Below are 21,431 nucleotides of genomic sequence, written 5' to 3'. Positions count from 1 at the left end.
GGAAGCGTCGAGGACGAGCCCTCCGGCGCGGGTGGCGCAGCAGCAGGCGTGGATTGATCCAGAGGCGCGGCCGCATCGGACGATGCACCGGCAGACGCATCAGATGAAGGCGACCCCACCCCGGACGACGCATCAGACGCCCCCTCAGGAGACGTCGACACTGACGGCTGCGATGACGCAGCCCCAGCCGACCCGTCAGTGGCCGACGGAGCAGAGGCAGACGGAGCAGTGGCCGACGGAGCAGAACTCGCCGGCACCGACGAGGCAGCCGCAGCCGGCGCGCTCCCGGAAGGCGCAGCCGATCCCGCAGAAGACGGCGACGGTGACGAGACCGCATCAGACGCCGGCGGCGTGGCGGCCGGCTGTGACGCCGTAACGTCAGGCTGCGGGTGCTGTCGCCGGTCGCGTGCGTCGGCATCACCAGGCAGGATGGCGAGTATAAACGCGGCGGCAAGCAGGCCGCGAGCGATCCTTGCGGGGAGTTCGCCCGCCGCGATTGTCCGGATGTTATGCATCATGGGTATGATCTTTCGTTGCGAGCATCGCCACCGGCTGACGTGCTCTGGAGGTCCGGAACCGGCCGGCATGCGGTCCGCTTCCCGGACGAGACGCTCTGTTGATTCGTTGTCCGTCGTTGATGGCTCTCTCGACCATGGCTATCCCCTCGCGAGAGCCTCAATGGGCTTCAGCCTTGCGGCGCGATACGCCGGCATGAAGCCGAACACCGTGCCCATGACCACCGCTCCCAGCAGCGCGCCCAGAGCCATGGTGACGGAGAAGATCACCGTCATCCCGAACAGGAGCGCCGCGCCCACGCCGATCACCGCGCCGAGCAGCAGTCCGACCACGCCGCCGATCGCCGCCAATACGACGGCCTCGGTCAGGAACTGACCCAGGATGTCGGCGGTCCTGGCCCCGATCGCGGTGCGGACTCCGATCTCCCGGGTGCGCTCGGAGACGGTGATGAGCATGATGTTCATGATGCCGATGCCGCCGACCAGCATCGAGATCGCGGCGATGGCGCTGAGCAGCAAATTGCTGGAGCGGCGTTCGTCCTCGGCCTTCTGGAACGCCGATGCTGAATCGTAGATGTAGAAGTCTTCGCGGCCATGGCGCCGGATCAGCAGCGCCTTGATGGCTTCCTTGGTCTCATGCAGACGCGACATGTCGGCGATGGAAACGACGATCTCCGACAGGTCATCCTTGCCGAACAGCCGCATCGCCGCGGTGCGAAGCGGCATCACCGCGCGTTTGTCCCGATCCGTACCTCTCTCGGACAGACCCTTGCTTTCAAGAACGCCGGTGACAAGAAAGGGAAGATTGTTGATGAGGATGTTGCTGCCGGAAGGATCAGCGATCCCAGGGAAAAGTTTGGACGCGAGGGTCGCGCCGAGCAGCACCACGGGGCCGCCGCTGACCTCATCCTGCTTCGTAAAGAATGTGCCCTTCGCCATGTCCCACTTGTGAACCGTCCGGAACTCGGACGTGGTAGCGATCACGTCGGTATTCAGGTCGATATTGCCGCGACGCATCGTGGCCATGTCCCACATCGCGGGCATCGACCCCGACACGTTGTCCATATCCTTGATCGCCTGAGCGTCCGCGGGAGTCAGCGGCAGGCTGTTCCCCGTCGATTCGCCGGCGCGGTCGACCACGATCCAGTTGGTGCCGATCGCCGAAGCCCGCTCGATGTACGACGCCTGCGCGCCGCGACCGATCGCCATCATGGCGACGACGGAGGCGACGCCGATGACGATGCCGCTCAGGGTGAGCGCTGTGCGAACGGGATTGATCGCAAGCGCCGCAAAGGCCGAGCGCGCGGCTTCCTCCAGCCAGGTCCAGAGCGGAGGCGCGCTATCGCTCGCCTGCCATGGAGCAACGGCAATCGACGATGAAACCTTCTCGGGGTCCGGGCCGCTGTCGGAGACGATCAGACCGTCCTCGATCCGGATGATGCGCTCGGCCGCGGCGGCTACTTTCGAGTCGTGCGTGATGAGGATGATCGTGTGCCCGTCACAGGCGAGCTTCTTCAGGATCCCCAGCACCTCCGTGCCGCTTTTGCTGTCCAGCGCGCCGGTCGGCTCATCGGCGAGGATCACGGCGCCGCCGTTCATCAGCGCGCGCGCGATGGAGACACGCTGTTGCTGGCCGCCCGACAGTTGCGAGGGACGATTGGTGATGCGGTTGGCCAGGCCAAGGCGCGTCAGCAGCGCGGTCGCGCGACGATGACGATAGGCGCGCGGCGCGCCGGCATGGATCGCCGGCATCTCGACGTTACCGAGCGCGCTCACCGTTGGAATCAGGTGATAGTTCTGGAAGATGAATCCGAAGCAGCCACGGCGCAACGCGGCAAGCTCGTCGCGATTCAATGTGGCGACATCCCGGCCGCCAAATCGATACGCGCCGTCGCTCGGTCGATCCATCAGGCCGATGATGTTCATTAGCGTCGACTTGCCGGAGCCGGAGGCGCCGATGATCGCCACGAACTCGCCCGCGTGGATCGACAAGCCGACGCCGCGGAGCGCATGGGTCACGACATCGCCGCTGCGATAGGAGCGGCGGATACCCTCGAGTTCGATGAGCGGAGGGGTCATGACTCCACCCTCAGCTTCGCGGGCGGACCGGCCGACTTGAGGCCGGTGATGACGCGCTCGCCATCCGTCACCCCGCTCGTGATTCCGACCACGAAGCGGGTTCGGGTGCCGATCTCGACCTTGCGGACAGCGATGGTCCCGTCTTCACGGAGAACGCGCACCTCTCCCTTGTCATTGAGCGATGCAACCGGAACGACCAGGGCGTTCTGCGCCGCGGCGGTCACAAAAAACACCTGCGCGGTCATGCCCGCTCGCAAGCTGCCGTCCGCGTTGGGAACGTCGAACAGCGCCGTGTAAAGCACGACATTGCCCGATTGCGGCGTGGTCTTGGTCTCGGCTTTCTTGTTGTCGGGACGCCGGGGCGCCGGCTGGATCTGCCGGAGCGTCGCATGCCACTTGCGATCCGGCCGGCCCAATGTCGTGAACCACAGCGGCATGCCCTCGCGCAGCTTGACGACATCGGCCTCGGACACATCGGTCCATACCGTCATGGTGTCGAGATCGGCGATCTGCAGGAGCAGCGGCGTGTCGTAGTTCGCGTTGAGGGTCTGCCCCTCCTTCGCGTCCACCGAGACCACGGTGCCTCCCATCGGCGCGGTGATGCGGGCGAACCTCAGCGCTGTTTTCTGCGCGCGCAGGTCGGCCTGCATCTGGCGGATGCGAGCCTTGGAAGCGTCGATGCGCGCGATCAGGATGTCGCGGTCGCGCGTCGTCGTTTCAAAAGCGAGTTTCGACACCGCGCTGGTCTGTGACAACGTCAGGTGCCGCTCGACATTGCGTTCCGCGAACACAAGCCCGGCTTCCTGCTCCGCCAGTTCGGCGGTCAACCGCGCCAGATCGGCCTCGATTCCCTCGACTTTCGCCGACTGCACTTCGGCGTCGATCTCCGCCACGACCCGTCCCGCGGTCACCTTGTCGCCGACGGCGACGCGCAGATGCTTCAACTGGCCGGTCACCTGCGCGCCGACATCGACGCTCGCATAGGGCTGGATCTTGCCGGTCGCGGCAACCGTGCTCTCGATGTCCTGCCGCGTGACGGCGACGGTCTCATAGAGGCTGTCCGGTGACGGCGCGCGGAATCCCATGACGGCGAGAGTGCCGAGCGCAGCCAGTCCCGCGGCGCTCAACCCCAGGACAAGCCGCCGGGAGCCGCGCGCGCGACGCGCCGGCGCGGTCCAGGCCGGCGGCAGCGCCAGGCCGTCGACATCGTCGGGAGGCACCGGAGCGTTCATGGTCGGCATCCGCTCACTGGATGTCTTTGTAATCGACATCGAACGACTGTCCGGGCCCGGCATCGAACAGCATGTAGAACTCACCATCCGGCCGCTTGAAACTCACGGTCGAATCCGGTCCGAACTTCGTCTGGAGCACGACGGATTCGTCGTAGCGGATCACGTCGAGCCTGACGCCGGGAACACCGGTGCCATCCGCGAAGCCGCCCTCGCAGCTTACCGTCGTCGCATTGGCCATCTTGCAGATGCAAAACGGCGGATGCGCCCAGGCCGCGCCGATAAACAGCGACACCGCGCCGATGGTGGCGATGATCAGTCCGCCTCTTCGAAGCCCCATCATGACCGCCCCCTCTTCTCGAGCCAGGCGGCCATCACCGGCGAAGCGGTGCGGATCGGGATCGTCGCCTGATGCAGCGTGCCGTCCCAGCCCTCCAGCGTCAGCCACAGTTCATCATCGGCGGTGGTTCGCTCCGGAACGCGCATCTCGGCGGTCTGCCGGTACGGCGTGCCGGAGAAAAGCGCGCCCGCGGTGCGGAGGTTGCGCGGCTTGCCCACGCGCAGGTAAGCGGCCTTGACCTGATCGACGCAGGCCGGACACAACGCCAGCGCGAACTCCTTGGCATGCCCGGCGCGGCCTTCCGCATCCGGCTCGCTCAGCTTGAACTCCGCGAGCCGCACGCTCCACGGCCCGACCGCGATCTCGCCAATCTCGCGCTGGCCGAGGCCCTTCTTGCCGTCAAAAAACGCATTCTGGTGAAACCACGCCGGCCCGAAGACGATCGGCGCGATCAGCACAAGCGCGCTCAGGTGAAAACGCCAGCGCTGCCACAGCGACGCGCCGCGCGATGGGGATGCAAGCACCGTCATTCCGCGGCCTCCAGTCCCAGCCGCGCCTGCCTGCGTTCGCGCACGACCTTCACCGTCTCGATCGCGGTGCGCTTGGTCCACACCATCATCCCGGAAAACACCAGTGTGGTGAGCGCCAGACCGAACACCAGATAGACCAGCTTGAGCCAGATCCCGGCGAAGTCGCCGGTGTGCAGCGGCCGCATCGAGCCGGTGACGAGTTCGAGCGCGGAGCGGTCGGAGACACGCCGCGTCCGTTCGACCTTGCCGTTATAGGGGTTGACGTCAACCGACTCGAATATCAGCGGATATGAACCCCGCCCGCCGACGCTGATATGGTCATAGGCGCTACTCGGGAACTGGACGAAACTCGGCTCGAGATCGGGCAGTTGATGCCGCACCGCCTCCGCCGCCTGCTCCAGCGTGATCCGCGGCGCCGGCGCGCCCTTGTCCACGGCGGGAACATCGCTACGCGACACCACCGGCGGCACGCCCGCCGTCGAGATCGAAATGTGGTTGTCGCCGAGAATCGCCTGGATCAGGAACCAGCCGCCTGTCACCGCCATGATCGCGATGAACGGGATCGACCATGCGCCCGCGAGGCGATGCAGGTCGCCCCAGAAGATGCGCCTGCCCTTGCTCACACGCAGGCGCGGCCGCAGGTAGACCCGCCAGAACCGCTTGTAGACGACGATGCCGGTGATCAGCGAGCCGAGCAGCGGGATCGCCAGCGCCGATACCGCGTACCACCCGATCGGGAAGCCGCCATCGAACGGCATCAGAAGCCAAGCATGCAACGCGCGCACGAACCGCCGGAAATCGAAGGCGCCCTGCTCGCCCTGCACCGCGCCGGTATAGGGATTGACGAACAGCCTCGCGGAGTTGCCGTCGGGACGCGTGACCGCGACGTTCAGGGCGAACATCGACTTCACCGGCCGCGAGATGAAGCGCACCCGCGCGCCGGGTTCCTCGCGCTCGACCGCCGCCATGATCTCGTCGTAGCTGAGCAGCCGCGCATCCGACGACGGCGCGTTCGCCCGCACCTCCGGATTCGCCAGCCACATGATCTCATGACTGACCGTCGCGATCGAACCCGTCAGACAAACAAAGAACAAAAACGCCCAGATCGGAAGCGCCAGCCAGCCGTGAAAAACAAACCACAGCCGGGCTCCCGAGGTCTTGCGCGATACGGTTCCGTCCACTCTTGATCTCCCCCAGGCGCGCGGTTGTTCCGCCGCGGGTCGAAAGCATGGTGACCCTCTAATGAGTAAGACGATCGAGCAGCCGTTTTTTGAACCCCTAGTTGCAAATTTTTTATCGTTTCAGGGTAACGGACGCGTCATCCCTAGAACTGGAACTTGGTGGACACCGTAAAGCGTTGCGGCTCGCCATAGACGCCAGTGTCGTAGTTACCGAAAACAGAGTAGTATTTTTGATTTAGGAGGTTTGTCGCGTTAAACGTGATATCGATCTGATCGGTCAGACGAAAGCGCGCCATCAAATCCAGAAGAAACACACCGCCTTGCGCCAACTCCTGCCGAACGCCGAAGGGGTTGGAATTGACGTAACCGTGGATCGTATCCTGCCAACGAACGCCGCCGCCGATAGTCCATCGGTCCCATTGGTCCGGCAGGCGGTAGGTCGTGAATAGTTTGACGAGGTTTTGCGGCGCCGTGGTCTGGATGAACGAGTAGACCAGGGCTCCGTCGGACGTTCGCGCATGGGTGTGGGTGTATCCGGCATAGACCTGCAGACCGGGAGCCAGTTGACCCGCCAGTTCCAGTTCGAATCCTTTCGACGTAACGCCGTCGATCGAGCGGTAATAATTGTTGTTTGTAACTGGATCGAAACCCGCAAATTGGTGGAAATTCTTCTGCTGGATCATGAACACGGCGGCGGTGAGATTGAGCGCGCCACCAAAATAGGCCGCCTTGACGCCGGCCTCGTAACTGTCGCCTTCGGTCGGAGGCAGAAAGTTGCGATTGATGTCGCGAAAGCCGTCTGGCGCAAAAATATTCGTATAGCTGCCGTAAAGCGAATAAACGTCGGTCAGGTCGTATACGATGCCGGCATAGGGAGTGACCCGGGCGTTGACCGAGTACTGCGCCGGATACAACCATTCTCCCAAGGGATCAATGTACGTCCCCTTGTCGTTAAAGCTCCACCAGTCAAGCCGCCCACCCAGAAGGATCGAAAGGTGCTCGATCGGCTTGAGACGGGTCGCGACAAAGGTGCCGGTGCGCGAATAGGAGCTTTCGACCCTGCCCAGAAGCGGGAAGGAAGGCTGGGGCGAGTTGCCCCTCCAGGTGAAGAAATTGGGAACGGAAGGGTCATAGGTAGGAGGGTCGCCCAGGAACGGGAAAGAAGGATCGTCATAATAGAGTCCTCTTTCCGATCTGCGGGTCGCCAACACGCCGAACGTCAGCTCATGCGTCCGCCCCATGACTTCGACCGGACCCGAGACGTTAAGGTTGACGGTATTCTGGATCATATTGAACGGCCCCTTCCAAATGAATTGGGAGACACCCGCGCCGGTCACCGGATCCGGATAGCCGGCGCTTGCCGACCCCAGCATGAAGTCAGATATGCTGCGGCGATGATTGAACGATCCGACCGCCTTCCAGCCATTGTCGAAGTTATGTTCGAGAGTGGCAAAATAGGTGTTCATGGAAAAGTCGTTGCGACTCCACACCGCGCCCGGATTGGTTGAGACATCCCAGTTCGTCCGCGTTCCGTCGGAGAAGAACAGCGGCAGCCCTCCCCATTGCGCACCGCGTGATTTGTCCTTCTGGTAATCACTGCCGATCGTCAGCATGGTATCGTCGGTGAGATCCACCTCGATCACGCCGTAAAGCACATGGCGCCGCTTGTGATAATGATCGAGATAGGAGTTGCCATCGAGCAAGGCGCCGGCAAAACGCCCGCGCACCGTGCCGGCGTCATTGAGAGCGCCCGAAAGGTCAAAATCGGTGCGATAGTTGTTCCACGAGCCGACGAGGCCGGCAATCGAGCCTTGAAACGCTTTCGTTGGGCGCTTGCGAGCGAGATTGACGGCCGCGCCCGGATTGCCGGCGCCCTGTAACAAGCCGCTCGCGCCCTTGGTGACTTCGACCCGATCGTAGATGGCCATATCGACTGTCGACAGGCCATGGTCCCCGGCACCGTCCGCATCCACCGGTACGCCATCATATCGGAATTCGGTCAGCTTGAAACCGCGCGACATGAATTCAACGCGATCGTTATCCCAACGCTGGGAGGTGACGCCGGCCGTACTCTCCATCGCATCATTGAAGGTGCGGATGTTCTGATCGTCCATCCGCTGGCGCGAGATTACGGTGACCGATTGAGGCGTTTCGCGGATCGATAGCGGCAACCCGGTCGACGAACTCATCTGCGTAGTGGTATAAGAACCGGATCCTTCGGTAGCGGCGGGATCGCTCGTCGGACTTCCCTGCACGTCTATCGTACTTAGCGAGATCGCGCCGGCTGGCGCCGCGCCAGCGACCGGCTCGGCCGCGCGCTGAATGGTGACGGTGTTCGCGCCACTCACGTTGTAAGAGACGCCGGTGCCGGCGAGAAGGCGAGCGAGTGCCTGCGTACTCGACGCCGAGCCCTGAAAGCCGGGCGAGTTCATTCCGCGAAGCTCGGACGTCCGGTAAGCCAGTTGCATGCCGGATTGATTGGCGAACTCCCGCAGCGCGGATGCCAGCGGTTGGGGCGCGATGTTGAAGCTGCGGGCGTTGGCTTGCGCCGCAACGGGATCAGCCAAAGAGAGGACAACAATCGACGCGGTACTCAACGCCGTCGTCAGCAACAGTATTCTTGTGAATCCCGCACGTACCTTGCGACGCTCGCAATGGCGTCGCGCTCCCCTTGCAGACATTAAAAGCCCCACGTCTCTATCATGCGCAGCAGGCATCCTTAAGAGACGCCAGGAAGGGCTATCGATGTCGTTCGGACTGTCCCCTTCACCCAAGAGACGCGCGAGCGGTCGTTTCACCTAAACGACCTTCTGAAAATATTCTCTCTGATTGAAAGCGTTCTAACTGATGACGATCATCACGCCGGGAATCCGCCGCGCTGTGAGACCCTGAGTTTCGGCAAGGGCCGCAACCGCGGCCTGCGCCTGACGGATCGAGAAAACCGCGCTGACCGGATCATGGCTGTGGCTGCGATCAACCAGCACGATCGGCTCGGGCACATAGCGCCCCAGCTCCGCAACAGCTTCCGCGAATGGCCTGCCCTCGAAGATCACCCGGCCTGTCCGCCAGGCAAGGACCTGCTCCGGATCGATCGCCGTCGCCGGTGAGGGCGATCCTCCTCTCCGGTATCGTGTCTGCTGGTCGGGCCTGATGGTGATCGCGGCCATGACCGGCATTGCCGTCGCGTCTTCCAATGCCGGAGCCGCCACGCGCGCCTCTCCGGACATGACGGTGACAATCGCCTCCTCGTCCAACGCCCGCACGCTGAGGCTGCCCGACACCGCATCGGTGTTTCCTCCGAAGGCGGACACGCGAAACGGAGCATCGGCATCGGTTCCGATGTCGAACATCGCCTCGCCCCGCAGGAGTTCGACAAAACGAAGATCCTGACGATACCGGACAGCGAGCGCGGAATCGGTGTTCAGCGTCACCCGCGTTCCATCCGCGAGCGAAACGTCTCTCTGCTCGCCGGCGGCGGTGCGGTAGTCGGCCTGCCAGAGCAGCCTGACCCTCGGCACGGCAACGACGGCGACCGACGCCGCGACGGCGGCGCTGCCGCCAAAGACCATGGCGCGCCGCGAAAGGCTGGCCGGCTGTCGCGGCCGGCGCTCCCGCTCGGCGTGGAGATCGAGCGCGCCAAGCTGTTGCCAGAACGCCCGCTCGCGAACGAACGCCCGAGCGTTTTCTTCCGAAGCCGCCCGCCATGTCTTGAAGCGCGCCAGTTCCGCTTCGGTCATCCGCCCCGACGACAGGCGCACCACCCAGTCGCGCGCGTCTCTGGCCGCGCTCTCGCTGACGACGTCAGGATTTTTGCTCTCGTCCATGGTCTCGCGAATCGGTTTACCGGCGAAGACAGCTCTGGAGCGCTTCTATCCTAAAGACGCGCGAGAAGCCGATAGACCCAAACACGTCTGGAACATTTTTTGTATCAGTCCGGAAGATGGGACCGCACGGCCGCCAGATGCTCGAAAGCACGCCGGATGTGATAATAGACCGCGGCTTCGGAAATGCCGAGTTCCAGCGCGATTTCGCGGTGCGTCAATCCCTCGAAGCGGGACATCAGCAGGACGCGTCTGGTCTGCGGCGGCAGTGAATTGATGGCGTCGCGCACGAGGGCCGCCGCCTGACGGCCGATGACGATCCGTTCGGGCGAAAGCTCATCCTCGGTGTCGTACAGGAGATCGTGGACTTCCGTGTTGAGCGCGCTGCGCCGCCGTTCCTTCCGCAGATAGTCGGTCGCGGAGTTTTTAGCCACGCGGCGGACGAAGGCGGAAGGATTCTCGATTGCGCTGTCCGACGGATGATTGGCCAGCTTCAGCCAGGTCTCCTGCACGATATCGGCTGAGGCGACCTCTCCGGTCCGGCCGCGAACCGCATTCTCGACGCCTGCACGATCCGTCATCAGGACGTTCAGCAACCGCGAGAACGAGGGTCTTGAGAGTGAAGGCCTTTTGGTCATTGACGGTGATGCCGAGACGGTGATGCCGAACGCTGACGACGCCAGCGCCCGGTATCATCCTTCCAACACCGGGCTGGCGCACAGGTTGTCTATCGCGCCGTCAGTTTATCCGCAAACCCAATAGATTGGAGAGCTTCTAAGTGGATTTGAGTTGAGCACCCTCAGAACTTGTAGGTCATGCTGAGAAACACGCTGCGCGGCGCGCCCCATGCGTAGCCATTGTACCAATTGTAGAAGGTATAATATTTGTTATCCAACAGGTTCCTGATGTTGAGCGTACCCAACAGATTGTCGTTGAACTTGTAGCTCGCCATCGCATCCACGACCCAGTAGCTCGGCGCGGTATGCAGCACCGTGCCATGGACCGGGTTGCTCACATTCTCCCAAGTCTTATCCATCCAGCGCGCACCGCCGCCCAGCGTCAGACCGTCGAGCGCGCCATCGAGCTTGTAAGTGCTGTAGAATGTGAACTGGTTCGCCGGCGTGAGCGTCATGACCCTCACATTGTCGAGCTGCGACACACTGTGCGTAAACCCGGCCTGGAGTTGCCACTGCGGTGAGAGCTGGCCCGAAATTTCCATCTCGAACCCTTCGCTCATAACACCGTCCGCCGGACGGTAGGCCGGTGTTCCGATAGGGGTTAAACCACCGGTCGGGATCGCATAATTGTTCTGCTTGACCTGAAAGTACGCGGCGCTGGCGTTGAGACGACCATCGAAAAAGGCCGCTTTGAGTCCGACTTCCGCATTCGTGCCTTCAAGCGGCGGGAGCGTGGCGCCCTGTTCGTTCTGCGCTGCCTGAGGCCGAAAGATGCCTGCATAGCTGGCATAGGCGGAAAGAACATCCGTGATGTCGAAAACGACGCCATAGTACGGTATCACATGGCCAGTTTTCTTGAATTGCTGGCTGTCCCCAAAGAGACGTTGCCGCGCTTCATAGTTGGCGATACGCGCTCCCAGCATCACCTTCAGCCTGTCATGCACATTCAATCGCGTAGCCGCGTAGAATCCGCTTTCATCGAAAATCTCTCTGTCAGGGTTGGTATCGAACGGTATCAATCGCGGTTGGGGAATGTTACCGGTCCAGTTGTAAAAATCAGGAACGATGTTGCTGGCCCCCGGTCCCATCGGATCCACATCGAAATTCCGGTTTGTTCGATCTCGCCTTGAAACGCGGCCACCGACAACGAGTTCGTGCTTGCGATCGAACAGCCAGACCGGTCCCGTGGCAGAAAGATCAGCTGCGTCGTTGCGAGTTTCGCCAATGAAGTTATATCGCCACAACCTCGCGCCGGTTCCATCCAGCGGATTCGGATTACCGGCGGAGGCGGAGGCAACGGTAGCGTCGTAACCGCTGACCTGGCGGTTGAGGTGCAGCTTGACCCGCCATTCATTGTCGAAATGATGCTCCAGCATCGTGAAGACGTTATAGGCTTGCTGCTCCCAGGTACTCCAACGCGCGGCGGGGTTGAACGAACGCGGCACTGTATTGAACTCGCCGAGGCTGTTGAACAGCGGAATCATTCCGGAAGTAGAGCCTCTCGGAACGTGGCGCTGATAATCCGCGCCGACGGTCAGCAGCGTGTCCGGCGTCAGATCAGCCTCGACGATTCCATAGAATAGCGAGCTTTTTTGCTGGAAACGATCGAGATACGAGTTCCGGTCCTGATGAGTGGTGACGAAGCGGCCACGCACCGTCCCGCTCTCGTTCAGCGCACCGCCGAGATCGAGTTCACCGCGATAATCCTCCCAGGAGCCGGCGCGCAGCGTGGTGTAGCCCTGAAATGCGCGGGTCGGTTTCTTGCGGATGAGGTTGATGGTGGCGCCGGGGTCGCCGACGCCTGTCATAAGGCCCGACGCGCCCTTGAGAACTTCCATCCGATCATAGATCGCCATGTCCTTGAGCGTATCCGTGCCTGGATAAAAATTATCGAAACTGGTCGGCAATCCGTCGTACTGAAGACTCTGAACGGCGAAGCCACGGGCATAGTAATTGGTTATCCCACTCCCGGCATTCTGGGTGCTGAGGCCGGGCGTTTGATCGATGACCTCATTGATCGACTTTAAACTGAAATCGTCCATCTGCTGTCGGGTGATGACGCTGATCGACTGCGGCGTTTCGCGCGGGCTGAGTTGAAGCCCCGTAGCGGTCGCGGTCACGCTCGGCGTGTAGGAGCCGGTGCCCTCTGTCCTGCCGGGGTCACTCCTCGACGCACCCTCCACATCAATCGTATCGAGCGCGATCGCGCCGGCCGGCGCGGCTCCGACAGGCGTGGGGGCGGGATCGGCGATGGTGACGGTGTTGGCGCTGGTGAAGCGGTAGGTCAGGCCCGATCCGGCCAGCAGGCGGGTGAGCGCCTGATTGCGCGTCAGCGTCCCCGCCAGTCCGGCGCTGCGCCGTCCCGCCACGAGATTCGAGGGAAACAGCAATCGCAGTCCGGCACGATCGGCGAACGCGTTGAGCGCCCCGCCAAGGTCCTGCGCCGGGATATTGAAGGCGATCGCCTGCGACGCGCCTTGCTGCGACGGAATGGTCTGCGCATTCGCGGACCCAGGGACTGCCGCATTCGTCAGGAGCGCCAGGCCCGCCGCCGATCCCAACAGAACGTTCCTGAGTGCCGATACCGTGCCTGTGCCACGCTCGCCTTGCTCTGTCCGACTCATAACGTAATGCCCACCTGCCCCAATCCTGACGTGAGGGTCTCGGGCAATACCGCGTCTGCGCCGTCCCTCGGAAACAAGGACGAAACGGCCGGCGAAACCTTGCAGCGGATTCGATGAAAAAACCGGACGAGAGACTTGAACGGAAACATTCCGACGATCCGTCATGGCCGGGTTTATCCCGGCCATCCACGTCTTTGTCTCGTTGAACCGCCCTTAAGACGTGGATGCCCGTGACAAGCACGGGCATGACGGCGGAGAGAGCCGCGCGAACGACGCTATCGGATCGAACTATCGAACGATGGTGACGAACGGCAGACGCGTCATCTGCACCGGCAGCGTATCCTCGATCGTGTGCAGGATCGCCTCCGGATCGTTGAGATCGAACACGCCGGTCACCTCCAGCGAGCGCAGCCCGTCTCCCATCAGGACGATCCGTCCGCGACGGTAGCGCTCGATGTCGGCAACCACATCGGCCAGCGGGCGGCGATTGAAGATCAGCTTGCCGCGGCGCCACGCCGTTTCAATATAGGCATCGGCGGATTCCGGCCCCGAGGGCCTGCCGCGCGGGAGATAGCGGACGCGCTGGTCCACCCGCGCGACGACCGGATCGGGAGACTGATCGGTCGTGATCGCGACCACGCCCTCCACGACCGTCACCACCACCTCGCCGGCGCGGATATCGATGTCGAAAACCGTCCCGACAGCACGGGTCTGCCCGTCTCCCGCCTCGACGATAAAGGGCCGCGCCGTATCGTGCGCGACCGTGAAGGTGGCCTGGCCTTCAAGCAGCGACAGCCGGCGCTCGTGGGCGCTGAACTGGACGGAAAACGCCGAACTGGCGTTGAGGAATACGGACGAGCCGTCCGCGAGACCAACGGTGCGCTGTTCTCCGACCCCGGTGACGTGGTCGGCAAACGCCCGCGGCCCAATAACGCCGGATCCCGCCACGACGAAGCCGGCTACAGCCAGCGTTCCCCCGCCCAGCACGGCCCGTCGCGTCACCTTGGCGCGCCGTTCCTTTCGCTCCAGGGTCCGGGCGCGGTCGCCCGCGACGCCGACGCCATGCCAGACGGCTTCGGCCTCGCGCGCGGCCAGTTCGTGCTCCAAGCTCTGCCCGCGCCATGCCGCGAAGGCGGCATGATCGTCGTTCGTCGCCTGCCCGGACTTGAGCCTGACGAGCCAGTCGATCGCCGCGTCGCTCAGCGCGATGTCGGATTCATGCTGCTGCCTGTCTTTCGGCGTCATCGCAACCAGCCACTCCAGCGCAGGGCGCGTCAACGCGCCGGCCTCCTCTTTCTATGACGAAACGAGCGGGCCGATCATAGACCGGCCGGCGCAAATTTCAGGGCTGATGGCGGTAATGATCGCGGCAATGGCGCAGCGCCTGCCCGAGATATTTCGCGACCATGCTCTCGGAGACCTTCAGCCGGGCGCCGATCTCCCGATGGGACAGGCCGTCGCAGCGGCTCAGGAGCAGCGCCGCCCGCGGCTTCGCCGGCAATCTGGCCAGCGCCAGAGCCAGCAGGCGAAGCTGGTCACGGTCGATGACGCAGACCTCCGGAGAGGGCATGTTGTCGGCCACCGCCGCGAGCAGCGTCTCGTCGCTGACGCAATGAGCCGTATGACGCCGCTCCCTGCGCACGAGATCGATCGCGATGTTGCCGGCAACCCGCAGAATAAAAGCGTGATGATCATGGATCGCGGCGGCATCACCCTTCATCCCCGCCAGCCGCAGCCAGGTTTCCTGAAGCGCATCCTCGGCCAGTTCCTGCGAGCCGGTGCGCTTCCTCAAATGCGCGCACAGGGCCTTCCAGTGCCGGAGATAAACCGACATCAGATCGTCATCGCTTTGCGTCGTGGCCGCTGTATCCATGCTTCGATGCGTGATTCCGGACGTGCTGGCGACCCTCAGCTCTCGCGAAAGAAGCGGTCGTCCAAGCCCTGATAGAAGAACCGCAAAACGGCCGCAACGCCCGACAGTTTAGATAGCGTCTAATACAATCGGACGAGACTTCGGCGGACACTGATCGGTGGCTTGCCTTTTTGTCATGGCCGCCGCGTCCGCCGCACGTCGCCATGATCGTAAAAGCCCGGTGAGCCGGACCTCTCGAACCGAGACGCACAGCGCCTCAGAAACCTTGGCGATCCCTGGAGAAGGTGCGCCGGAACCAGTCGTCCAGCAGCGCCTTCTCGTAGACGAACCGGTCACTCGAAAGGCGCGCCGACGGATTCATCTCGAAGTTGATGTCGGTGAGCCTTTCTTCGCCGCGCCGCGTCCGCCGGCCTCTCTCCGTCAATACATAACGCAGCTCTATTCTTGGCGGCGTGGCGCCGGTGACGACACGCAAATTGCTGGCGTCAGCACGCCATGGTTGGAGATAGCCGGCAAGATCCACGTCGACGATGTCGATGTTGAGGGTTTGTCCCGGCGCGAGATATCGCCTGCCGAGACGATCCAGATGAGAACGCAAGGCCGCTTCGACCGACGCGCGCGAGGTATCGAACGAGCCGGCGTCCGTATAGCGGCCCGCGCTGACGAAGCGCACGTTCACCCCGGCGCTGCCTGATGCCGGAGAAAGAACGTTGACCGCTAGAACTGCGGCGATGACGAATATCCAACGCATGATTCACCTCATCCGCTCGTGTCGATCGGACATAAGCACGAATCCGGAAGCTTCCAGACCGCGCCATCGCCAAGGCGAGTTCACATCCTGAATCGGATGGGAACAATGAGCTTCACCTGCGCGCTCATTTCCGGTGGCGCGGGAGGCAACGGCGATGCGCGCACGATCATGGCCAGAACCTCCTCATCGAGTTCGGAAGAACCTGAAGATCGCGCCAGATGATATCCGAGTACCCGGCCCTCGCTATCCATACCGAAACTCAGATAGGCCGTCCCTTCAGTGCCCTTCTTACGGGCCGCGCTCGGATAGCGTTTGTAGCGCTCCAGGTGGGAGAGCAGTCTCGCTTTCCAGGCGGAAAGAACATCGACAGGCACCTGACTGAGATCCGTCGTTCCTATCGCTCCACCCTCTAGCTGGTCTGGCGTGCCGGCCGCGTCGGTAAGCTGCTCGCTGGTGCGAGGCGGCGCGGATCTTGCGGCGAGTCGAACGCGAGGTGTGCTCCTCTTGGGAACGGCTGCCCGCTTCGGGTCCGGCACCGGCAATGTCACCGGCTTTTCTGCCTCCTCTCCCCGATCGGAAATCTCCGGCGGAGATTCCTCCGCGAGCGTCGGCAGGGGTAACTCGGCCGGCGCCGTCGATGCCGGTTCGGCAGCTTCATCCTGCTTGGCGGCGGTGGAGCCATGGGGAGGAACAGTGACGATCTCGACAAACGTCGGACCAGGCTGTTCGTCAACGACCAGCTTGACCGCCGGATCGTAAACCAGCGTGAACACGACGGCAGTATGCGCAGCGAGTGCGATACAGGTCGGGATTCTCCGCGCAACAAAGCGAAGCATCCAACTACCCGGCATCGCAACGGGGGCTCCCATCACGCGCCGCCCGCGATATGAAATCTACAGTGATGATTTGCACGGGCGCTGGTCAGCATGATCAAAACACGTTTGTGAAACGACCATGATGATGGACGCATCAAAGAAACCTACCATCAGCCTCGCGGACACCGTTCCGCATGAAGCGCGTTCATTCTTTGCTATCACGCCGGCGAATAATGCGATGTCGCGCATACGCAGCCACACGCGTCTCACAGCGCATGGCAAGCTACCTAGACCGGGCAGGTTCCGCCTTCAAGGCGCTGCGAGAGCCACAAAACTTGAATACTTCGAAAGTAATGAGGGATGCGCTCCCGCGACGCGGACGGAGCGATGCAACGTATGTCACAGCCGCTTGGGCAGGCCTGTTACGTTTTCAAGCGAAGCCTATACCCATCGCGGGAAGAAAACGTGTCAAAACAACAGCCTGGAGCATCGGTTCTGATTCAATCAGATGCTCTCGCAGAACCGCCAAGCCGGTCGCCAGGCTGCGATCAATACCTGCTACAATCAGTAAGGGTATCCGCGCGAAGATGCGTCTGCTTACGCGTAGCGGCGTTAATAACGACAAAACCGGCGCGATCCAGCGGGTCTTTTTCTGGAATGGATCGGGTTCAAATCATCAGCGCGGCGAGCGTCTACTTCAGCCGTTCAGCCGTGCCCGCAAGTCTTGCGCTGAAACCATTTCATGGGCCGGCTCATCTCATCCTCCGGCGCGACCATTCTAGCGGACATCGATCTGATTTAATCGCCCGGCGGATACAGGTGATGCCTCATTCCTGCTCTGCCGAAATCTGCACCACCAGCAAGAACCGGATTTCCAACTCACCGTTCCGCTATGCCTGCGCATCCTCTTTACCAGCGAACAACGCAGCAATGGTTTCCGATGCGATCAACGCGTTGGCCTCGAGCGGCTTACCGACGACGTGCTCATCAACAAGCGCAAAGGCTTCATCTTCGGGCATCCCGCCGCCGATCAGCCCGAGGGTGATGACATTCTCCACATCGGTCGCCGAATAGATCTTTTCAAGAAAGCGTTTGTGGCAAGCCGCCGCGGTGTCGCCGTAGGGTCCGGCCAGCGGCGCTCTGCCAATGCCGAGGCGGGAAATCGTGATCATCCTCGCGACCTGCTTCAATTTCGCTCCGCCTGCGATCATGGCGGACACCTTGGGATCGTTCAGATTGAAGGTGCGAACCTTGCCGGCAAAACTGATCTGGCGAGCGCAAGGATTGGTGCTTTGTTTGGTCATCTCAGAACCTCTTCGATCACTTATAGCGTTTTCGAGCGAAGCGGATACCGGTTCGCGTGAAGAAACCGCGTCAGAACAACAATTTCGAGCTTCGCTTCTGATTCAACCAGAAACGAAAAGCACCGGATCGATTGGCCTGCAATTCCAGACCGCGACCCGGCAGGCGGCGATATACGAAGGTAGACCTCACCATCCTGAAGGTTATGTAGGTGACGCGGCTCGCTGATTCTATTGTGATGCTCTCCCGCCAAATATCCCGCATCGGCTGGTCTGATGCCGCGTTCCGGGAGGATCAGGCGATGATTGGCTGCTCCGGCTCACCATGTGGGTCAACGGAGCAATCGGCGATCACCTTCATGTTGTTACGAGCATCACCCGGCGCCGGAAAGGGTGGCCTCGTCTTCCTTGCATCGAAATCCTTCTGGAGCGGGTGAAGGGAATCGAACCCTCGTATTCAGCTTGGAAGGCTGCTGCTCTACCATTGAGCTACACCCGCGACCACCGTTCACCTATCACGTCGCGCCGAGCCCCTCAACCATCCTGCCACGGAACGAACACCCAGGGATGAAAGGCAAGGGCTTCAAACAGTTCGGCTTGTGAACCGGCATCACCATCGCGCGTTGGCGTAGCGCGCACGGCGGTGATAGCGGCGGCGGGCCTCATGCCGTCCGTTTCCGCTCCAGCCGCCGAGCTGGAAATGGCCGCTGTCGGCGTTTGACCATTGCGCGCCCGCAATCAACCCGCAGGAATTCGCCAGCGCGATTTCATTGAGTGGCATGCGCGGCCGCGTAACGTTTCGTCCGTACTGGTTGATATCAAGCGCCAGCCCCGCCGGATGCAGCGAGCCATGAACACTTCCGTGCGCCCGCCAGCCGCCCATGAAACGGATCGGATAGCCTTGCCGGTCAAGAGCCGATACCAGACATTGAAAAGCACCGGTGGCGCGGTTGGCGACACGCGCCGTGGCGCCCGAGGCGGAACGAACCACACCGACGGCTCTCCCCGCACCTTCAGCCATGACTCGCGCAAGCCCGCTGGGAATTCGCTTGTGCGAGTGGCGGACCCGGTGCCGGACGGCATAACGGCGAACATGCCCATGAGCGTGCTGTGCCGAGCCGTACAGCGCGCTCCAGTCGCCATAGCAGGGACGCATGGCGTCACAGCCCTGAGCGACATGCCACTTCTTTGAAAAAGACCTGGCCGACGACGGCGTGGCGACAATGCAAATCATCGCCGATGCAATAAGCAGTCGGATCATCATATCTCCCGGAATGCTGGAGTGAGGGAACGCGGGAACTAAGCCCTGCTCTGGAATGTCCGGCACGGAACCGCTGGTCATGGTGGCGGTAACTAGGGCCTGTGGGTATGTCCTGTCCAGCTAGACGCGAACAGGCAAATGAACTAGATCTAACGGTTAATTTCAGATTGCCTGGATCAAGCACCGCAACCTCCACCGGTCTCGCGAAAAAAATACAGATAAATCAACAAGAAGGATGCTGGCCAGGGAGCCGCGCGCCGACCCGGAGCTTTACGCGAGCCGGGGAAGAAGATGTGGCTCACAAGATGTTTGATCACCCTGCCCAGCCGCATGGCGCCCGGTCTGTTTCAAAATGGAAGCGCGCGCCGGCGCGGGGACGATCAGTTGAGGACGCCCCCTTGCGCATCAACCTCGCTAGCGGTTTCCCCTCCCCGTGCCTAAGTATGATTAGCTTGTACGCGACCCGAGCTTTCTTCTTGGACTGACTGGGAAATACCAACCCTGAGCGAGGTGCATAAGCCATCCACCGTCGTCGTTCGTGGTAGCTTCAGTGATCGCGCTTCCGGTCCAGGAATCCTGAGTTGGCTTCGGGCAGAAGCACGCTTGAAAAACGGTGCGATCGAGACGACGGAGACGAACAATGAACGATTTCTGGGAATGGCGCAGTTCTTCACGAGAATTCGAGGGCAGCCATGAGGGCACCGGCGGGGATAAAGTGCATGACCGCACCCGAGGAGGTAAAATCGGTCTGATCGTCGGCGTGGCCCTGTTCGTCGTGCTGGCCGTGATATTCGCGATCTTCGAATATGCGCAGTGACGGGCGGTCCGGGCAGCGAACAAAAGCGCCGCGCTCCAGCCGTGAGCCTTGAATAGTGGTCATTTCCACCATCGGATATGCGGAAGTTCACTCTTCCGGCGTGCGCTCGGTTGACTTTGCCGGCGCGCTTCCCTCATAAACGCGCGCAACCGCGCGCCCGGCATTCGGGCAAGTGCCTTTAATGTCATCCATGCATGGTCGATCTGGCCGCTTTCAGCATCCGACATCCGAAGGCGTTGCGGGGGAGTGTCCCGAGTGGCAAAGGGAGCTGACTGTAAATCAGCCGCCTCATGGCTTCGCAGGTTCGAGTCCTGCCTCCCCCACCAATTATTTCAATAACTTACAGTAAAGATCAGCCCGCCATCGAAGTGAGCGTTCGTTGCGCTTTTGGGTATGGGCTGGAGCATGAGCATTCATCCGCTATCGTCCGGGTTCATCCGTGGAATAAATCGGCGAATCCGAATCGGTGCTCAGCCTCTCCGGAGTAGCGCTTGAGGAGCATCAGATTTCGAGACGTCGCGCACGGCATGACATTGGCCAGAACTCGATCTGGCGCTCTCAGAACAGATACCCCGGAGAAAGCTTCACGGGTGCGCGAACCGATGCGCTCTGTGCACTTTTGGACAGACATCAGGAATTTGAATGTGCGTTACTGCGTCGGCATTGCGCGGCACATGGCTTTCTATCGACGATGAGAACGCGAGTTGCGCTCCAACCTCCTCAAATGGAAGGATCGCGGCATGGGCCAGCCCGTCCAACGGAAGAACTGTCCTGTCTGCAAGAAACTGCTGACCATGGCCTTGCCGTCAAACGGCGCCGGGCCGCGAATTCCGCGGTGCATCGAATGCGACTCCTTGGTTGACGCAAGAACCATGAGATGGATCAACAGCAGTCTGACGCCGCCGACGGATACCGATTCTTCTTAAACGATGCCGCACGTCGTCTCAGGACCGTCAGCCGACTGCTGACCGAGCTTTCTGTCCGGCCGAGTTTCTTGGCGATTGCCGCCGTGCCTACGCCCTGTTCCCTTAGCGCGATCAACCGCTCATCCTCGGTGGGAGCCCATCTTCGCGATGATTTCTGCATCAATGCACAACGCCGCGCCGGTGAATAGGTTCGCCGGCGGCAATCCACGACAGACGAGATACTTCCGCGTGATCACGAAGCAGGTTAGGTTTCGTGCCCCCTTTAACAAGGACCGAAGCGAAGCACATGAAAGACTTGAAGCTGTACCTGGATAAGCTTCTCGCCGATTCCGAACATTGCATCACAATCAGCAAGAGCACGCTCAACGATAAAAAGCGCGAAGTATTCGAGATGCTCGCAGCGACCTACCGCAAGCTCGCCAGCGACATAGAAGCTGTCATGGCGACGAATGCGATCCTGGATGAGGAGCGCGACAAGAGACTGATCGGCCTCCTCGGTAAAGATGACAACGCCGCCGACAGCATCACCGAGATCACCAAGCTCCTGGGACAAAAACCAGAAGAACCCGATTCGCCAGAGAAATGATGGCGCTCCTCCACTACCCGATTGAAGGCCTACGCCAGAGCGTGACCTACGATGGAGGGATCGATCTACGCCTCAGTCGCAACGGCCGTAGCGGTAGCCTAGAGC

The 21,431-nt window shown here is 61.7% G+C and carries 19 protein-coding genes, 2 tRNA genes and 1 pseudogene; 6 read left to right on the top strand and 16 right to left on the bottom strand.

The features are described from left to right. Positions 1-376 (top strand): annotated as a pseudogene (locus tag NWI01_RS19090) (hypothetical protein); the annotation flags it as partial. 280 nt (positions 377-656) lie between these two features. Here NWI01_RS19090 and NWI01_RS15895 read toward each other — a convergent pair. The 14 genes from NWI01_RS15895 to NWI01_RS15830 all read right to left on the bottom strand — a co-directional run bounded on the left by NWI01_RS15895 (position 657) and on the right by NWI01_RS15830 (position 17,607). Continuing rightward, a complete protein-coding gene (locus tag NWI01_RS15895) occupies positions 657-2,594 on the bottom strand; it encodes an ABC transporter permease (RefSeq protein ID WP_141384945.1) in 1,938 nt (645 codons plus the stop codon). Continuing rightward, complete coding sequence (locus NWI01_RS15890; RefSeq protein WP_244613819.1) at positions 2,591-3,865, bottom strand: efflux RND transporter periplasmic adaptor subunit; 1,275 nt, start codon at positions 3,863-3,865, stop codon at positions 2,591-2,593. Before NWI01_RS15890 ends, NWI01_RS15895 begins: the two co-directional genes overlap by 4 nt. Beyond that, the gene (locus NWI01_RS15885) at positions 3,840-4,166 is read right to left on the bottom strand and encodes a hypothetical protein (RefSeq protein WP_141384944.1); all 327 of its coding nucleotides are present in this window, start codon (positions 4,164-4,166) and stop codon (positions 3,840-3,842) included. Before NWI01_RS15885 ends, NWI01_RS15890 begins: the two co-directional genes overlap by 26 nt. Next, positions 4,163-4,693 carry a thiamine pyrophosphate-binding protein gene (locus tag NWI01_RS15880; protein ID WP_141384943.1) on the bottom strand — a complete coding sequence of 177 codons (531 nt, stop codon included), beginning with the start codon at positions 4,691-4,693 and terminating at the stop codon, positions 4,163-4,165. The genes NWI01_RS15885 and NWI01_RS15880 overlap by 4 nt, the downstream gene beginning before the upstream one ends. Next, positions 4,690-5,874, bottom strand: a complete 1,185-nt coding sequence (locus tag NWI01_RS15875) for a PepSY-associated TM helix domain-containing protein (RefSeq protein WP_244613818.1) — start codon at positions 5,872-5,874, stop codon at positions 4,690-4,692. The genes NWI01_RS15880 and NWI01_RS15875 overlap by 4 nt, the downstream gene beginning before the upstream one ends. A gap of 143 nt (positions 5,875-6,017) precedes the next feature. Then, positions 6,018-8,441: a TonB-dependent siderophore receptor gene (locus NWI01_RS15870; RefSeq protein ID WP_181410532.1), complete on the bottom strand. Its 2,424-nt coding sequence runs from the start codon at positions 8,439-8,441 to the stop codon at positions 6,018-6,020. 273 nt (positions 8,442-8,714) lie between these two features. After that, a complete protein-coding gene (locus tag NWI01_RS15865; protein ID WP_141384941.1) occupies positions 8,715-9,698 on the bottom strand; it encodes a FecR family protein in 984 nt (327 codons plus the stop codon). A gap of 104 nt (positions 9,699-9,802) precedes the next feature. After that, on the bottom strand, positions 9,803-10,276 hold the full coding sequence (locus NWI01_RS15860; protein ID WP_181410531.1) for an RNA polymerase sigma factor: 474 nt from the start codon (positions 10,274-10,276) through the stop codon (positions 9,803-9,805). A gap of 218 nt (positions 10,277-10,494) precedes the next feature. Beyond that, the gene (locus NWI01_RS15855; RefSeq protein ID WP_141384939.1) at positions 10,495-12,996 is read right to left on the bottom strand and encodes a TonB-dependent siderophore receptor; all 2,502 of its coding nucleotides are present in this window, start codon (positions 12,994-12,996) and stop codon (positions 10,495-10,497) included. A 288-nt stretch (positions 12,997-13,284) separates the two neighbouring features. Continuing rightward, on the bottom strand, positions 13,285-14,274 hold the full coding sequence (locus NWI01_RS15850; RefSeq protein ID WP_244613817.1) for a FecR family protein: 990 nt from the start codon (positions 14,272-14,274) through the stop codon (positions 13,285-13,287). Positions 14,275-14,338: 64 nt separating this feature from the next. Continuing rightward, positions 14,339-14,869: an RNA polymerase sigma factor gene (locus NWI01_RS15845; RefSeq protein ID WP_141384938.1), complete on the bottom strand. Its 531-nt coding sequence runs from the start codon at positions 14,867-14,869 to the stop codon at positions 14,339-14,341. 256 nt (positions 14,870-15,125) lie between these two features. Further along, positions 15,126-15,620 carry a DUF3016 domain-containing protein gene (locus NWI01_RS15840; RefSeq protein ID WP_181410530.1) on the bottom strand — a complete coding sequence of 165 codons (495 nt, stop codon included), beginning with the start codon at positions 15,618-15,620 and terminating at the stop codon, positions 15,126-15,128. An 80-nt stretch (positions 15,621-15,700) separates the two neighbouring features. Continuing rightward, positions 15,701-16,456 (bottom strand): energy transducer TonB, encoded by a 756-nt coding sequence (locus NWI01_RS15835; protein ID WP_244613816.1) that lies wholly within the window; start codon positions 16,454-16,456, stop codon positions 15,701-15,703. An 869-nt stretch (positions 16,457-17,325) separates the two neighbouring features. Further along, complete coding sequence (locus tag NWI01_RS15830) at positions 17,326-17,607, bottom strand: GTA-gp10 family protein (protein ID WP_244613815.1); 282 nt, start codon at positions 17,605-17,607, stop codon at positions 17,326-17,328. Between NWI01_RS15830 and NWI01_RS19780 the strand changes: the two genes are divergently transcribed. Next, positions 17,600-17,965 carry a hypothetical protein gene (locus NWI01_RS19780; protein WP_244613814.1) on the top strand — a complete coding sequence of 122 codons (366 nt, stop codon included), beginning with the start codon at positions 17,600-17,602 and terminating at the stop codon, positions 17,963-17,965. The two genes, NWI01_RS15830 and NWI01_RS19780, sit on opposite strands and share 8 nt — an antisense overlap. A gap of 196 nt (positions 17,966-18,161) precedes the next feature. Here the strand turns inward: NWI01_RS19780 and NWI01_RS15825 are convergent. Next, positions 18,162-18,235: transfer RNA gene (locus NWI01_RS15825), tRNA-Gly, on the bottom strand. 111 nt (positions 18,236-18,346) lie between these two features. Beyond that, the gene (locus tag NWI01_RS15820; protein ID WP_244613813.1) at positions 18,347-18,970 is read right to left on the bottom strand and encodes a hypothetical protein; all 624 of its coding nucleotides are present in this window, start codon (positions 18,968-18,970) and stop codon (positions 18,347-18,349) included. A gap of 667 nt (positions 18,971-19,637) precedes the next feature. Here NWI01_RS15820 and NWI01_RS19085 point away from each other — a divergent pair. From NWI01_RS19085 to NWI01_RS15805, 4 genes are all read left to right on the top strand, one after another. Continuing rightward, positions 19,638-19,814: a hypothetical protein gene (locus NWI01_RS19085; RefSeq protein ID WP_181410529.1), complete on the top strand. Its 177-nt coding sequence runs from the start codon at positions 19,638-19,640 to the stop codon at positions 19,812-19,814. A 240-nt stretch (positions 19,815-20,054) separates the two neighbouring features. Next, positions 20,055-20,140, top strand: a tRNA-Tyr gene (locus NWI01_RS15815). Between the two features lie 551 nt (positions 20,141-20,691). Beyond that, positions 20,692-20,928 (top strand): hypothetical protein, encoded by a 237-nt coding sequence (locus tag NWI01_RS19080; RefSeq protein WP_181410528.1) that lies wholly within the window; start codon positions 20,692-20,694, stop codon positions 20,926-20,928. Positions 20,929-21,026: 98 nt separating this feature from the next. After that, entirely contained in the window at positions 21,027-21,326 is a 300-nt protein-coding gene (locus NWI01_RS15805; protein WP_141384935.1) for a hypothetical protein, read from the top strand. Positions 21,327-21,431: the final 105 nt, after the last annotated feature.

This window comes from Nitrobacter winogradskyi, from assembly GCF_006539545.1.
Classification (GTDB): Bacteria; Pseudomonadota; Alphaproteobacteria; order Rhizobiales; family Xanthobacteraceae; genus Nitrobacter; species Nitrobacter winogradskyi_A.
Note: the sequence above shows the minus strand (reverse complement) of the source record. Positions and strands in the feature narration are given on the sequence as shown.